Annotated in this window: 12 protein-coding genes and 1 pseudogene; 1 reads left to right on the forward strand and 12 read right to left on the reverse strand. The window is 66.4% G+C overall.

The window, feature by feature from the left end; all coding sequences use genetic code 11:
• Positions 1-71: 71 nt before the first annotated feature.
• The 5 genes and pseudogenes from ftsA to murB form a co-directional block, all read right to left on the reverse strand.
• The gene (ftsA, locus tag IF803_RS10180) at positions 72-1,388 is read right to left on the reverse strand and encodes a cell division protein FtsA (RefSeq protein WP_028332543.1); all 1,317 of its coding nucleotides are present in this window, start codon (positions 1,386-1,388) and stop codon (positions 72-74) included.
• Positions 1,385-2,395, reverse strand: coding sequence for a cell division protein FtsQ/DivIB (locus tag IF803_RS10185; RefSeq protein ID WP_157346167.1), 1,011 nt, complete (start codon positions 2,393-2,395; stop codon positions 1,385-1,387). The genes ftsA and IF803_RS10185 overlap by 4 nt, the downstream gene beginning before the upstream one ends.
• Positions 2,335-2,629 (reverse strand): annotated as a pseudogene (locus tag IF803_RS10190) (D-alanine--D-alanine ligase); the annotation flags it as partial. The gene IF803_RS10185 and the pseudogene IF803_RS10190, both read right to left, overlap by 61 nt.
• A gap of 98 nt (positions 2,630-2,727) precedes the next feature.
• Positions 2,728-3,714: a D-alanine--D-alanine ligase family protein gene (locus IF803_RS10195; protein ID WP_461192051.1), complete on the reverse strand. Its 987-nt coding sequence runs from the start codon at positions 3,712-3,714 to the stop codon at positions 2,728-2,730.
• A gap of 108 nt (positions 3,715-3,822) precedes the next feature.
• The gene (gene murB / locus IF803_RS10200) at positions 3,823-4,743 is read right to left on the reverse strand and encodes a UDP-N-acetylmuramate dehydrogenase (protein ID WP_461192052.1); all 921 of its coding nucleotides are present in this window, start codon (positions 4,741-4,743) and stop codon (positions 3,823-3,825) included.
• Between the two features lie 20 nt (positions 4,744-4,763).
• Here murB and IF803_RS10205 point away from each other — a divergent pair, with 20 nt between their 5' ends.
• Positions 4,764-5,069 carry a GIY-YIG nuclease family protein gene (locus IF803_RS10205; protein ID WP_461192053.1) on the forward strand — a complete coding sequence of 102 codons (306 nt, stop codon included), beginning with the start codon at positions 4,764-4,766 and terminating at the stop codon, positions 5,067-5,069.
• A gap of 56 nt (positions 5,070-5,125) precedes the next feature.
• Here IF803_RS10205 and murC read toward each other — a convergent pair whose 3' ends face one another.
• The 7 genes from murC to IF803_RS10240 all read right to left on the reverse strand — a co-directional run bounded on the left by murC (position 5,126) and on the right by IF803_RS10240 (position 14,869).
• Positions 5,126-6,529 carry a UDP-N-acetylmuramate--L-alanine ligase gene (murC, locus tag IF803_RS10210; protein ID WP_461192054.1) on the reverse strand — a complete coding sequence of 468 codons (1,404 nt, stop codon included), beginning with the start codon at positions 6,527-6,529 and terminating at the stop codon, positions 5,126-5,128.
• Between the two features lie 120 nt (positions 6,530-6,649).
• A complete protein-coding gene (gene murG / locus IF803_RS10215) occupies positions 6,650-7,750 on the reverse strand; it encodes an undecaprenyldiphospho-muramoylpentapeptide beta-N-acetylglucosaminyltransferase (protein ID WP_461192055.1) in 1,101 nt (366 codons plus the stop codon).
• A gap of 112 nt (positions 7,751-7,862) precedes the next feature.
• Positions 7,863-9,014: a putative lipid II flippase FtsW gene (gene ftsW / locus IF803_RS10220; RefSeq protein ID WP_028342184.1), complete on the reverse strand. Its 1,152-nt coding sequence runs from the start codon at positions 9,012-9,014 to the stop codon at positions 7,863-7,865.
• A 340-nt stretch (positions 9,015-9,354) separates the two neighbouring features.
• Positions 9,355-10,755: a UDP-N-acetylmuramoyl-L-alanine--D-glutamate ligase gene (gene murD / locus IF803_RS10225; protein WP_461192056.1), complete on the reverse strand. Its 1,401-nt coding sequence runs from the start codon at positions 10,753-10,755 to the stop codon at positions 9,355-9,357.
• Between the two features lie 109 nt (positions 10,756-10,864).
• On the reverse strand, positions 10,865-11,971 hold the full coding sequence (gene mraY / locus IF803_RS10230; RefSeq protein ID WP_016846578.1) for a phospho-N-acetylmuramoyl-pentapeptide-transferase: 1,107 nt from the start codon (positions 11,969-11,971) through the stop codon (positions 10,865-10,867).
• A 10-nt stretch (positions 11,972-11,981) separates the two neighbouring features.
• Positions 11,982-13,415 (reverse strand): UDP-N-acetylmuramoylalanyl-D-glutamyl-2,6-diaminopimelate--D-alanyl-D-alanine ligase, encoded by a 1,434-nt coding sequence (locus IF803_RS10235; RefSeq protein WP_461192057.1) that lies wholly within the window; start codon positions 13,413-13,415, stop codon positions 11,982-11,984.
• Entirely contained in the window at positions 13,412-14,869 is a 1,458-nt protein-coding gene (locus IF803_RS10240; protein ID WP_461192058.1) for a UDP-N-acetylmuramoyl-L-alanyl-D-glutamate--2,6-diaminopimelate ligase, read from the reverse strand. The genes IF803_RS10235 and IF803_RS10240 overlap by 4 nt, the downstream gene beginning before the upstream one ends.
• Positions 14,870-14,887: the final 18 nt, after the last annotated feature.

Raw genomic sequence — 14,887 nt, forward strand, 5'->3', positions numbered from 1 at the left:
TGCGCGCGTTGGTTCGTCCCGGCCGCTGGCCGCCGGAGCTGGTGAAAATGCTGTGAGCCGGGGTGCGGTCATCAGAAGCCCTCGCGAAGCCATCGTCCGACCTTTCCGAAGTAACCGTCTGTCCCTGTCCTGAGCTGCCGCGTGCGCCGCGGTTCGACATGTTCAAGATGTGCGTATTGCGGATAGACCAGGAGGCCCGTGGGCACCGAGAACGAGGCGCCCTTCGCCTCGTTCGGCAGCCGGCCGAAGCCGAGCGGACGGCCGATGCGGACCTGACGATTCAGGATGCGGGTGGCAAGCTCGACGGTGCCGGTGAGCTGCGAGGCGCCGCCGCTCAACACCACGCGCGCCCTCGGCTCTGCCGCAAAGGGGGAATCCGCGAGCCGGTCACGGACCATTTCGAAAATCTCCTCGGCGCGATGCCGGACAATGTTCGCAATCGTGGCGCGGGACACGATTTGCGGTGTCTCCCGATCATCGCCTGCGGTGGGAACGGACATCAGCTCGCGCGAGTCCGAACCGCCGGTCAGCACCGTGCCGTATAAGGTCTTGATTCGCTCGGCATCCGCAATGCACGCGCCGATGCCGCGCGCAAGATCCATCGTGATGTGTTGCCCGCCGAGCGCAAATCCGGATGCGTGCACGAGACGTCCGCCGGAGTATGTCGCGATCGTGGTCGATCCCGCGCCCATCTCGACGACGGCAGCGCCGAGATCGGCTTCGTCATCGGTCAGCACCGAGAGGCCCGCGACATAGGGGCTCGACGCCATGGCTTCGACGTTGAGATGGCAGCGCTCGACCACCAGCATCAGGTTCTTGGCGACCGTCGCGTCCGACGTCACCACATTCATGTCGACGCCGAACTGGCGCGCCACCATGCCTCTGGGATCGCGGATGCCCTTGACGCCGTCGAGTGCGTAGCCGACCGGCAGCGCATGCAGCACGGTACGGCCCGCGCCGGCGGCGTGGCGCATGCCAGCCGACGTGACGCGGCTGATATCGTCCGAGGTGACCGAGCCGCCGCGGATATCGGCCGCGGCTTCGACCAGCTGGCCATGCTGCCGGCCGCCGGAGACCGACAGCAGAACGGATTCGACACGGACCTTGGCCATGCGTTCGGCCAGCGCCACCGCATGGCGCACCGCCTTCTCGCATTCGGCGAGATCGACGACGGAGCCCGCCTTGACGCCGCGCGACTGGATCTGGCTGTAGCCGATCAATTCGACCGCATGGGTGCGCCCACGCAGCGCCTCGTTCGGCGGCGACGGCCTCAGCCGCGCAATCATGCAGGCGATCTTGCTGGAGCCGACATCGAGCGAAGCCACCATCGCGGTGCGCTTCTGCATCGGGCGGGTCTTCGGGGTCAAATTGCGATCGAGGCCGGTCATGCGGAGTCACCGGCCTTCTTCTTGGACTTCTTGTCCTTGAACAGTTCGTCGCGCGCCTTGCCGGCGTCCTCGGACAATTGCACGATCAGCCGATCGGGCAGGCGCATGTCGACGGCGACAATGTCGCGCGAGAACAGCTTCTCATCCTTGTCGAGCCTGGAGAGCGCAGCGAGCGCGTTACCGACGTCGTTCTCCGGCAGGCGGACGTCGAGACCGTCCTTGAGGCGCAGGTTCCAGCGCCGCTCGCCGACGAAGATCGCGGCCTTGGTCACCGAACGCACCTGCGGGTAACGGTCGAGCAGCGCCAGGAAGTCGTGGGCTCTGACGTCGGCGCCCTTGCCGACCACGAGCGGCAGATTGAGGAAGCGGCGCGAGACGTAGGGCTCGAGCACCGCGCCGTCGGAGGCGATCACCGACAGGCGGCCGTTCTGCTGCCACAGCGCGAAGGCGGTGCGCTCGACGATGTCGATCTGCAGCCGGCCCGGATAGAGCTTCAGGATCGTGGCATCCGCGATCCAGGGATTGGCCTTCAGCTTGGCGCGCACGGTGTCGGCGTCGAGGAACAGCAGCGAGGAGCGGCCATTGACGCCACCGATCGCGAGCACCTCGTCCTGGCTCAGCTGCTTGCGGCCGTTGATGCCGACGGTGGTGATGCGGAAGCCGGCGGTGTTGGCGAGCGCGTTGCGGGTGTCGCTGAGCGCGGTGGTGAATTCCTCGACATGGCCGCCTTTGACGATGCCAAGGCCCAGGCTGCCGAACAGGATCGCGAGCGTCGCGACCAGCCCGATGCGGCGCGGCAGATAGCGTTCGACCATCAGGATGTAGCGGTTCGGCGGCTCGCGATCGATGATGACTTGCGGCCGCTTGGCGGGGCGCCGGCGACGACGTGCGAGATGGGCGCCGACATACTCACGCAGCAGCACCGCCGCTCCAATAGCGGCTGCTCTCAGGTCAGCTTGAGGCCCCAGCGATCGCAGCGATCGGGTGAGGCGTCCTGCACCATCCATTGCACGAGCTCGTCACATGTTGTGCCCGCAAACCCCGCGGGTCCCGGCACAAATCACGTCTCGGCTAGACCGGTGGGATTAGAGTGGCCCCCTGTTCCCTCGTTGCGATCCTCGAAGCGGTAATCCGCGACAGCTCACGCCCCGGCAGCCAAGCGCTACATGCGCCGCCAGCGTTAACCTTCGGGCTTCCTGGTAAACAAACGGTAAACGACTTCGGCCTGGAGCGTGTTTTGATCAACGCTGTGAGTACTTTGCCGCGAACTCGTTAGCATTTTAGCAACAGCAGCCGGGTTCCATCCGGCCGACCTGGCGGGTTCCCGCCCGGCCGGGCATTAACCTCGGACGCGGCGGCGGGCGAGCTCGATCTGGTCGGTGAGGAAGTCGGCAAAGGCGATGCCCTGTGCTTTCAAGGCCTTAGGGTACAGTGATGCCGCGGTGAGCCCCGGCAGGGTGTTGGTCTCGAGGTAGACCGGGCCATTGGCCGAGACGATGAAATCGCTGCGCGAGTAGCCGGTGCAGGACAGCGCGCGGTGCGCCCGCAGCGCATGGTCCATGATCGCGGCGCTGACCTCGGGCGCGAAACGGCCGGGACAGATCTCCTGGGTCGACTTCAGCAGGTATTTGGCTGTGTAGTCGAAGGTTCCCTCCCCCGGCACGATCTCGATCGGCGGGAGCGCGAACACGGAGCCGTCGGACTGCTCGAGCACGCCGCAGGTCGCCTCCACGCCCGACACGAACGGCTCGATCAGATACTCTTCATGCTTCGCGGCGTTGCGGACCGCGACGAGATCCTGCTTCGCGTTGACGAAGATCAGCCCGTAGCTCGATCCGTCCTTGGCGGGTTTTGCAATCAGTCTGCCATGTTTCGCGAAGGCGTCATCGATCTGCTCGACTGTGATGCCCTGCGGCGCGTTGAGACCTGCGATCGCGGCGAAACGCTTCGCCGACGGCTTGTCGAACGCCAGATGCGACGATGCCGAGCCGGAGCCGGTGAACGCGACACCGCGCAGCTCGCACATCGCCTGCAATTCGCCATTCTCGGCGCGGCCGCCGTGCAAACCGAACACCAGCACACGCCGCTCGGCGCTCGCTTTGTCGAGCGCCTGATCGAGTGCGATGCCGCGACCGTCGGGTTTGAAGTCGACCTCGAACGGCCGCGTATGGCCGAGCAGTTTTTCCGACGTCACCGCATGCACGGTGTCGTCGACATCCCAGAACCAGAGATCCGCGTCGGGCAGCGCGCGGTGCAGCGCCTGCGTGCTCGCCACCGAGACCAGCCGCTCCTTGTTGGTGCCGCCGAACAGAATGGTCACCTGCATCTTCTTTGCCTGTCTTCGCTACTTCCGTCATTCCGGGATGGTCCGAAGGACCAGACCCGGAATCTCGAGATTCCGGGTTCGATGCTGCGCATCGCCCCGGAATGACGACTACGATGAATTTCCGATCCGCTTGATTTCCCAGTGTAGCTCAATTCCGCTGCTTTGCTTGACCCGTTCGCGCACCGTCTCGCCGAGCGTCTCGATGTCGTGCCCGGTGGCGTTGCCGGTGTTGATCAGGAAATTGCAGTGCATCTCCGACACCTGCGCGCCGCCGACCTTGAGGCCGCGGCAGCCGGCGGCATCGATCAGCTTCCAGGCGCTGTTGCCGGGCGGATTCTTGAAGGTCGAGCCGCCGGTCTTCTCGCGGATCGGCTGTGCGGTCTCGCGATGGCTCTGCACCTCGTTCATGCGGGCGCGGATCACCTCAGTATCGGTGATCCTGCCGCGGAAGCACGCCGAGGTGAACACGATGGACGGATCGACGCCGCTGTTGCGGTAGACGAACTTCATGTCGGCATTGCCGAACGTATGCTTCGTGCCGTCGCGGCCGATGCCGGTGGCCTCGATCAGCACGTCCTTGGTCTCGCCGCCATTGGCGCCGGCATTCATGCGCAGCGCGCCGCCGACCGTGCCGGGAATGCCGAAGAAGAATTCCATGCCGCCGATGCCAGCCGCCGCAGCCGTCTCGGCGACGCGCTTGTCGAGCGCCGCAGCACCAGCGGTGACGACATCGCCGGCCGCGCTGGTCTCTCCGAAGGCGCGCGGCGCGAGCCGGATCACGACGCCGGGCATGCCGCCATCGCGCACGATCAGATTGGAGCCGACGCCAACGACATAGACCGGCAGCTCCGGCCGCAGGCGCGTCAGGAAATAGGCAAGGTCATCTTCATCTGCCGGCGTGAACAACACCTGCGCCGGCCCGCCGACGCGAAACCACGTCAGCTCCGCCAGCGACTGGTTCGCCAGCAGCCGCCCGCGCAGCTCCGGCATCGCGGCTTTCAGGTCGGGCGTGATGTCGGGAAAGGTCATGGGTAACCTCTCCATCCGTCATGGCCGGGCTTGTCCCGGCCATCCACGTCTTGCAGTATCTCCACATGGCAGGGGGATACGTTTATTTTCTGACCAACCGTCCGAACGGCGTGCTCTACGTTGGGGTAACGAGCGATCTTGTCCGCCGGATACTCGAGCAGCGATACGGACTGAAGCGACTCGTCTACTTTGAGCACTTTGACGACATCCGTACAGCCATCCAGCGCGAACACACCATCAAGCATTGGCCGCGCGCTTGGAAGATCCGCAAGATCATCGCAGCGAACCCGAACTGGGACGACCTGTACGACACGATAGTGCAGTGAAGACGTGGATGGCCGGGACAAGCCCGGCCATGACGAGGATGGATACGAGGCCATCATCACCCCAGCGCCTTCAACTCGTCGGGCAGCGCGTAGGCCCATTGCGTGATGTTGCCGGCGCCGAGGCAGACGACGAGGTCGCCGGGCTTGGCAAGACCGTGCACGATCTTCGCGAGTTCGCCCGCGTTCGGCAGCGGGACAACGTTGCGATGGCCGTGGGCGCGCAGGCCGGCGGCGAAATGGTCGCGGTCGATGCCGGCGATCGGCGCCTCGCCCGCCGGATAGACCTCCGCGACGACGACCGCATCGGCATCGTTGAAGCAGGTGCAGAATTCCTCGAACAGCGATTGCAGGCGGGTGTAGCGATGCGGCTGCACCACGGCGACGATCTTGCCGTTGACGGATTCCCGCGCCGCCTTCAGCACGGCTGCGATCTCGACCGGATGATGACCGTAGTCGTCGATCACGGTGATGCCGTTGGTCTCGCCGGTCTTGGTGAAGCGCCGCTTGACGCCGCCGAAGCCGGCCATGGCCTGGCGGATGACGTCATCGGACACGCCGAGCTCGTGCGCGACCGCGATCGCCGCCGTCGCATTCGATGCGTTGTGGCGCCCCGGCATCGGCAGCATGACATCGGCGATCTCATGGACCGCGCCGGACTTGCGATCGCGGATCGCGACCGAGAATTTCGAGCCGCCCCCCATCGGCGTGAGATCCTTGAGCTGCGCATCGGCCTGCGGGTTCTGGCCGTAGGTGATGATGCGGCGGTCTTCGATCTTGCCGACGAGAGTTTGCACCACGGGGTGATCGGTGCACATCACGGCAAAGCCGTAGAACGGAACGTTCTCGACGAAATTGCGGAACGCGTCCTGGATCGCCTCGAAGGTCTTGAAGTGATCGAGATGCTCGGGGTCGATATTGGTGACGATGACGACGTCGGACGGCAGCTTCAGGAAGGTGCCGTCGCTCTCGTCGGCTTCGACCACCATCCAGTCGCCGGCCCCGAGCCGCGCGTTGGAGCCATAGGCATTGATGATGCCGCCATTGATCACGGTCGGATCGAGCCCGCCGGCATCGAGCAGCGTCGCCACCATCGTCGTCGTGGTGGTCTTGCCATGGGTGCCGGCGATCGCGACGCAGCTCCTCAGCCGCATCAGTTCCGCCAGCATCTCGGCGCGCCGCACCACCGGAATGCGCCGCGCGCGCGCCGCCATCAGTTCGGGATTGTCGCGCTTGATCGCAGTCGAGACCACGACGACATCGGCGCCGTCGACATTCTCGGCGGTGTGGCCGACCGAGACCTTGGCGCCCTTCTTGCGCAACCGGTCGAGGTTGTAATTGTCCGAAGCATCGGAACCCTGCACGGTGTAGCCGAGATTGATCAGCACCTCGGCGATGCCGCTCATGCCGATGCCGCCGATCCCGACGAAGTGAATGGGTCCGATCTCGCGCGGCAGTCTCATTTTGCTAACACCTTCATCGTGTCCGGACTCACCCCGGCACTTCTTCGACTTATGAAAGACTGATATGGCCGGGACAAGCCCGGCCATGGCGTCCCACGGCCGAAATTCCTCGAAAGCGGCCTAAATTCCGGCCACTTTCGCTACCAGATCGGCCAGCCGCTCGGCGGCATCGAGCCGGCCGACGCCGCGCGCCGACGCCGCCATCGCGGCCAGCCTCGCGGGCTCGGCGGCGAAGGTCGAAATTTCAGCGGCGAGCCGCTCCGGCGTGAAATCGCTCTGCGCGATGCGCAGCGCGCCGTTCGCCTGCGACAACACACCGGCATTGGCGAACTGGTCCTGATCGATCGCGCCCGGCAACGGCACCAGGATCGAGGGCCGGCCGATCGCGGCGAGCTCGGCGACGGTCCCCGCGCCGGAGCGCGAGATCACCAGTTGGCTCGAGGCGAGGCGCGCCGGCAGGTCGGCGAAGAACGGCGCGAGCTCGGCGTTGATCTCGAGCCGGTCGTAGACCGCGCGCACCCGATTCATGTCCTCTTCGCGCACCTGCTGAGTGACGATCAGGCGGCTCCACAGCGTGGGCGCGAGCTGCTCGATTGCCGGCGGCACGATATCGCTCATCACCCGCGCGCCCTGGCTACCGCCGACGACAAGCAGGCGCAGCGGCGCGTTCGGCTCGGGTGCCGTGTATTTCACCGCAGCCGCGGCGAGGATCGCCGGCCGCATCGGCGTGCCGACGGTGGTCGCCTTGCCGGCAAGCGCGGGATCGCGATCGAGCACGCCGGGCAGCGAGGTCGCGATCGCATTGACGCGGCCGGAGAGGAAACGGTTGGCGCGGCCGAGCACCGCATTGGCGTCGTGGATGATGCCGGGGACGCCGAGCAGCCGCGCCGCCATCAGCGGCGGCAAGGTCGGGTAGCCGCCGAAGCCGACCACGGCCGCGGGCTTCAGCCGGCGCACCAGATTGGCGGCAACCAGCGTGCCGTAGCCGAGCATCAGCACGGTCCGCGCCAGCGAGATCGGGTTGCGGCTGCGCACGGTCGCGCTGGGCACTAGGTCGATGCTCTCCCGGCCGAACAGGCCGGAATAGCGCAGCGCGCGGCCGTCGGTCGCGAGCCGGACCCGCAGGCCACGCCTGATCAATTCCACGGCGAGCGCTTCGGCCGGGAACAGATGGCCGCCGGTGCCACCGGCCGCCAGCAGAATCAGGGGCGCGTTGTCCATGGCCGCCTTCTACATCGTCATTGCGAGCGAAGCGAAGCAATCCATAGCCCCGCAGAACGGAGGGATGGATTGCTTCGTCGCTTCGCTCCTCGCAATGACAACAAGGGTTCACCTACGCGTAGGCGCGTTGAGCGCTGGCGCCTTCCATCGATTCGATCTCGGTGCGCGGCCGCTGCCGCGTCAGCGCCAGCATCATGCCGACGCCATAGGCGAGCGACACGAACGAGGAGCCGCCATAGGAGATGAACGGCAGCGTCATGCCCTTGGCCGGGATCAGTTGCAGATTGACCGCCATGTTGATCGTCGCCTGCACGCCGAACAGGATCGCAAGCCCCGAGGCTGCGAAGCGCGAGAACATGTCCTCGGTGGCATAGGCGCGGGTCAGCGTGCGGATCACGATGAAACCGAACAGCGCAACCAGCATCAAGCAGAGGATGATGCCGAACTCTTCCGCGGCGACCGCGAACACGAAGTCGGTGTGGCTGTCCGGCAGGCTGCGCTTGGCGATGCCCTCGCCCGGCCCCAAGCCGAACCAGCCGCCGTTCCAGAACGCCTCCATCGCGGTGTCGACCTGGAAGGTGTCGCCGGAGGCGGGATTCATGAAACGCTTGATGCGGCCGGCGACGTGCGGCACCAGGAGATAGGCGCCGAACAGGCCCGCGCCCGCCGCGCCGGCGAGCCCGAACACCCAGATCATCCGCATGCCCGCGATGAAGAACAGCGCGCCCCAGACGGTGAGGATCAGCATGGTCTGACCGAAGTCGGGCTCCATCACCAGCAGCGTGACCAGCGTCAGCAACAGCACCAGCGCCATCGAGGTCGCCGGCATCTCCGGCCGCTTGGTCGATTCCGCAAACAGCCATGCCGCGACGATGACGAAGGAGGGCTTTGCGGCTTCGGAGGCCTGGATGTTGACGCCGAGCAGCGTGATCCAGCGCCGCGAACCCTTGACCTCGGGTCCGATCAGCAGCGTCAGCACGATCAGCGCGATCGAGACCGCGAACACGATCAGCGCGGTGCGCCGGATCTGCCGCGGCGTCATGAACGAGACGCCGATCAGCACCATCAGCGACGGCACCAGGAACATGACGTGGCGGTTGAAGAAGTGAAACGGATCGAGCCCGATCCGGGTCGCCACCGGCGGACTCGCCGCCAGCGACAGGATGACGCCGGCCAGCATCAACGCGGCGATCGCAACAAGCAGCAGCTTGTCGACGGTCCACCACCAGTCCGAGAACGGGGTGCGTTGGTCACGGGCGAGCATGGGCGTCCCCAGATGGCAGAGATAACGTCCATTCGTGGCGCAGGATGGTTTCCAAGGGGTTAACGGGATAGGTAACTTTTGAGGGAGGTGGTTGGGCCCATCCCGACGTCGTCCTGGCGAAAGCCAGGACCCATAACCACCGCGCTTGATAATGGACGCTACCGCGGCCCCAGCGTCGCGCAACGATTGAGATTTGGGGTAATGGGTCCTGGCTTTCGCCAGGACGACGATGAGGATAGTTCTCGCGCGATACGACGTACCGTCACTGCGCACTTCATCTCGGTGTCATCGCCCGGCACCGAATGGCGGATTACGCTGCGCCAATCCGCCCTACGTGACGTCACACCACCGGCTTGACGCCGGGCAGCGCCTGGACGATGTCGCGGAAGGCGGTGCCGCGGATTTCGAAATTGCGGTACTGGTCGAACGAGGCGCAGGCCGGCGACAGCAGCACGACGGCCTCGGCGAGACCCGATGCCTCGGCATCGCGCGCGGCGCTGGCGATCGCGACGTCGAGCGTGCCGGACATGTCGTGCGGGACGCGCTCGCCAAGCGTGCCGGAGAATTCGGCCGCCGCCTCGCCGATCAGATAGGCCTTGCGGATGCGCGGGAAATATTCGGTCAGGCTGGTGATGCCGCCGGCCTTCGGCTTGCCGCCGGCGATCCAATAGATGTCGGCGAACGACGACAGCGCATGCGCGGCCGCATCCGCGTTGGTACCCTTGGAGTCGTTGACGAACAGCACGTTGCCGCGGCGGCCGACCTGCTCCATGCGATGCGCGAGACCCGGGAAGCTGCGCAGGCCGTTCTGCAAAACGTCGGTTGCGATCCCCATCGCCAGCGCGCAGGCCGAGGCGCAGGCGGCGTTCTGCGCATTGTGCAGGCCGCGCAGCGAGCCGATGCCCCCCAGCCGCGCGATCTCGCTGCGCGCCGCGCCAGATGCGCGCACGATGGTCTCGTGCTCGACATAGAGGCCGTCGGGCAGCGGGTTCTTCACCGAGATGCGTACCACGCGCTTGCCGGCGCGATCGAGCCGGTCGGCGATGTTGCGGCACCAGATGTCGTCGACGCCTGTTATCGCGGTGCCGCCGGCCTGCACGCCGGCGACCAGCCGCTCCTTGACCGCGGCGTAATGCTCGAGCGTGCCGTGGCGATCGATGTGATCCTCGCTGATGTTGATCAGGATGCCGACCGACGGATCGAGCGACGGTGCGAGGTCGATCTGGTAGGACGACATCTCGATCACATGGACGCGGCCCATGCGCGGCGGCTCCAGCGAGAGGATCGCGGTGCCGATATTGCCGCCCATCTGGGTGTCGTAGCCGGCGACATCAATCAGATGCGCGATCAGCGCCGTGGTGGTCGATTTGCCGTTGGTGCCGGTGATGGCGACGAACGGCGCGTTCGGCGCGTGACGGCGGCGCTCGCGGCAGAACAGTTCGACGTCGCCGATCACCTCGCAGCCCGCCTCGCGCGCCTTCAGCACGCTCCAGTGCGGCGCCGGATGGGTCAGCGGCGCGCCGGGAGTCAGGATCAATGCGGCGAAATTCGCCCACGACACGGTGCGCAGATCGGCGGTGGTGAAGCCGGCCTGCGCCGCCTTGGCGACGTTGTCGGCATTGTCGTCGGCGGCGATCACCTCCGCGCCGCCGGCCTTCAGCGCGTGGCAGCTCGCGAGCCCGGAGCCGCCGAGCCCGAACACCGCGACCGTCTTGCCGGAGAAGGAGGTGACCGGGATCATGACGCAACCTCCGTCATTCCGGGGCTCGCGCAGCGAGAACCCGGAATCTCGAGATTCCGGGTTCGTGCTTCGCACGCCCCGGAATGACAGTGGGAGGGCTTCTTCATCATCAGCGCAGCTTCAGCGTCGACAGGCCGGCGAGCGCCAGCATCACCGAGATGATCCAGAACCGGATCACGATCTGCGGTTCGGTCCAACCCTTCTGCTCGAAATGATGGTGCAGCGGCGCCATCCGGAACACGCGCTTGCCGGTGAGCTTGAACGAGGTGACCTGGACGATGACCGAGACCGCCTCCAGCACGAACAGGCCGCCGATCACGGCGAGCACGATCTCGTGCTTCACCGCAACCGCCGTCGCGCCGAGCATGCCGCCGAGCGCCAGCGAGCCGGTGTCGCCCATGAAGATCGAGGCCGGCGGCGCGTTGAACCAGAGGAAGCCGAGGCCCGCGCCAAGCACCGCGCCGCACAGCACCGCCAGTTCGCCGGTGCCGGCGACGTAATTGATCTGCAAATAATCCGAGAACACCGCGTTGCCGGTCAGGTACGAGATCATGCCGAAGCTGGCGGCGGCGATCATGACCGGCACGATGGCAAGACCGTCGAGGCCGTCGGTCAGGTTCACCGCATTGCCGGCGCCGACCATCACGAAGGCGCCGAAGATCACGAAGAACCAGCCGAAGTTGATCACGAGGTCCTTGAAGAAGGGAATCACCAGCGACGTCGAGGACACGTCGCGCCCGAGCCGGACCAGCGCGTAGGTGGCGGCGAGCCCGATCGCCGCCTCGATCAGGAGCCGCAGCTTGCCGGCGAAGCCGCTGTGCGACTGCTTTGTGACCTTCAAATAATCGTCATAGAAGCCGACGAAGCCGAAGCCGAGCGTCACCGCCAGCACGATCCAGACGTAGGGATTGAGCGGATTGGCCCATAGCAGCGTCGACACCACGAGCCCGGACAGGATCATCAGACCGCCCATGGTGGGCGTGCCCTTCTTGGAGATCAGATGCGACTGCGGGCCATCGGTGCGGATCGGCTGGCCCTTGCCCTGCCGCAGCCGCAGATGATCGATGATCCAGGGCCCGAACAGAAACACGAACAATGCGCCGGTCACCATCGCGCCGCCGGTGCGGAAGGTGATGTAGCGGAACACGTTCAAAGCGCTGCGGAACGCCCCAAACCCCGGAACGGTGTTGGACAGTTCGATCAACCAGTAGAACATTCGAGGAGTCCTATACCGCTTCTTCGTGCGCGGCCTTGTCGGGGAAGCGTTTTTCCAGCGCGCTGACAATGAGCTTCATCTTCGATCCCAGCGAGCCCTTCACCATGATCACGTCACCGGCACGGACCGCGGCGACCGCCTGCGCTTCGAGCGCCGCCGAGCTCTCGGCATAGCCTCCCCGCTTGCCGGTGGAAAGGGCATCCCACAGATTCCGCATCAGCGGACCACAACAATATACGAGGTCGATGCGGTTGGCGGTCACGGCCTCGTTGAGGCCGCGGTGCAGTTCGGGCCCGGTCGGCCCGAGTTCGAGCATGTCGCCGAGCACGGCGATGCGCCGGCCATGCGGCCCGGTCTGGGCCTGGCCGAGCACGTTGAGCGCGGCGCCCATCGAGGCCGGGTTGGCGTTGTAGCTCTCGTCGATCAGCATCGCCTCGCCATGGCCGACCTCGAGGGTGCGGCGGAAGCCGCGGCCGGTCGGCGCCTCGAGCTGCGACAGCGACAACGCGGCGCGCGCGATATCGGCGCCGAGCAGCGAAGCACCGGCGAGCACCGCCAGCGAGTTCATCGCCATGTGCCGGCCGGGCATGCCGATCTTGTAGGTGATGTCGTGATCCAGAATATCCGCATGCACCGCCGAGCAGGTCGCGTGCAGCGACAGGTCGAGCAGCCGCGCCTCGGCGCGCTTGTCGGTGCCGAACGAGACGATGCGCGAGATGCCGGCCTGCTTTGCCTGCTTTTGCAGCCGCGCGAATTGTCCGTTGTCGCGGTTGAGCACGACCGCGCCATCGGGCTCGAGCCCTGCGAAGATCTCCGCCTTGGCGTCGGCGATCGCCTCGATGCCGGCGAAGAATTCCAGATGCACCGGCTCGATCGTGGTGATGATTGCGACGTGCGGGCGCACCATCTTCACCAGCGGCGTGATCTCGCCGGCATGGTTCATGCCGATCTCGAACACCGCAAAGCGCGTGCTGGCCGGACAGCGCGCCAGCGACAGCGGCACGCCCCAGTGATTGTTGAACGACGCCACCGAGGCATGGGTCTCCCCCTGCGCCGACAGCACGCGGCGCAGCGCCTCTTTCGTCGAGGTCTTGCCGACAGAGCCGGTCACCGCGATGATCTGCGCGTTGAGCCGCGCGCGCGAGGCATGGGCGAGTTCGACGAGAGCGGCGAGCACGTCGTCGACCACCAGCAGCGGCGCGTCGGCGGGAAACTTTGCCCGTTGCGCGGTCTCGACCACCGCGAGCCCGGCGCCGGCCTTCAGCGCCGCCTCGACAAAGGCATGGCCGTCATGGACGTCGCCCTTGATCGCGAAATACGCCTCGCCAGGTGCGATGCTGCGGCTGTCGATCGAGAGACCGGTGACGCCGTCCGGCAGCGCGCCTTGCGTGGCGGCGCGCATCGCCGTCGCCATCGCATCCGAGGTCCACAACATCGTGCTCATGCGCCCTCCGCAGCCAGTGCACTGGCGACCGCTTCGTGATCGCTGAACGGCAGCGTCGTGTTGCCGACGATCTGCCCGACCTCGTGGCCCTTGCCGGCGACCACCAGCGCATCGCCAGGCGCGAGACCGGCAATGCCGGCACGGATCGCCGCGGCGCGGTCGCCGATCTCGCGCGCGCCCTTCGCCGTCGCCATGATCGCCGCGCGGATCGCCTCCGGCTTCTCGCTGCGCGGATTGTCGTCGGTGACGATGACCTGATCGGCATTCTCGGCCGCGATCGCGCCCATGATCGGACGCTTGCCGGCGTCGCGGTCGCCGCCGGCGCCGAAGATCACGACGAGCTTGCGCTTGGCATAGGGCCGCAGCGCCTGCAGCGCCTTGGCGAGCGCGTCGGGCTTGTGGGCGTAGTCGACGAAGATCGGCGCGCCATTATGCTCGCCGACGAATTCCAGCCGGCCCTTGGCGCCTTCGAGATGTTCGAGGCAGCCGAATATGTCGGCGGCGGCGCTGCCGGTGCCGATCGCAAGCCCGGCCGCGACCAGCGCATTCTCGATCTGGAATTCGCCGACCAGCGGCAGCCGGATCGCGTGTGTGTGCCCGCGGTGCTCGACCAGGAGCCGCTGGGCAAAGCCTTCGATGGCGGCATCGAGGAGCCTGATGCCATCGCTTGCATCGGCGTTGCGGCCGACCGCGATGATACGCAGGCCGCGCGAGCTCGCCGCATCGATCACCTCGCCCGAACAGTCATGATCGGCCGAGATCACCGCCGCGCCGCCTGGAGCGACCAGATCGCGGAACAAACGGAGTTTTGCGTTGAGGTAATGCGCGACATCGGGATGATAATCCATGTGGTCGCGCGACAAATTGGTGAAGCCGCCGGCGGCGATGCGCACACCGTCGAGACGATACTGGTCGAGGCCGTGCGAGGACGCCTCGAACGCCAGATGCGTGACGCCGTCGCTCGCGATCTCGTCGAGCTGGCGATGCAGCGCAATCGGATCCGGCGTGGTCAGCGAGCCGTAGACCGTGCGCTTGTCCGAGACGAGGCCGATGGTGCCGATGCTGGCGGAGGAATGACCGAGCCGCTGCCAGATCTGGCGCGTGAACGCTGCGACCGAGGTCTTGCCGCTGGTGCCGGTCACCGCCGCGATCGTCGCCGGCTGGCGGGAAAAGAATTTGGCCGCGGCGAGCGCCAGCGCGCGGCGCGGATTCGGCGTGATGACGAAGGGGGCGCGAGCGTGACCTTGCGGCAGATGGTCGCTGACGACCGCGACCGCGCCGGCGGCAATCGCCGCGTCGACGAAGCGCGCGCCGTCGGTCCTGCTGCCGGCCAGCGCGAAGAACAGGTCGCCCGGCTTCACCGCCCGGCTGTCGACCGCAAGCCCTCCGACGACGATGGTGTCGGCACTTGGATCGATCGTGGCATCGGCGTCGAAGAGGTCGCGAAGTCTCATGATCTTCCAGTCTGGCCG

This window comes from Bradyrhizobium sp. UFLA06-06 (assembly GCF_054820065.1).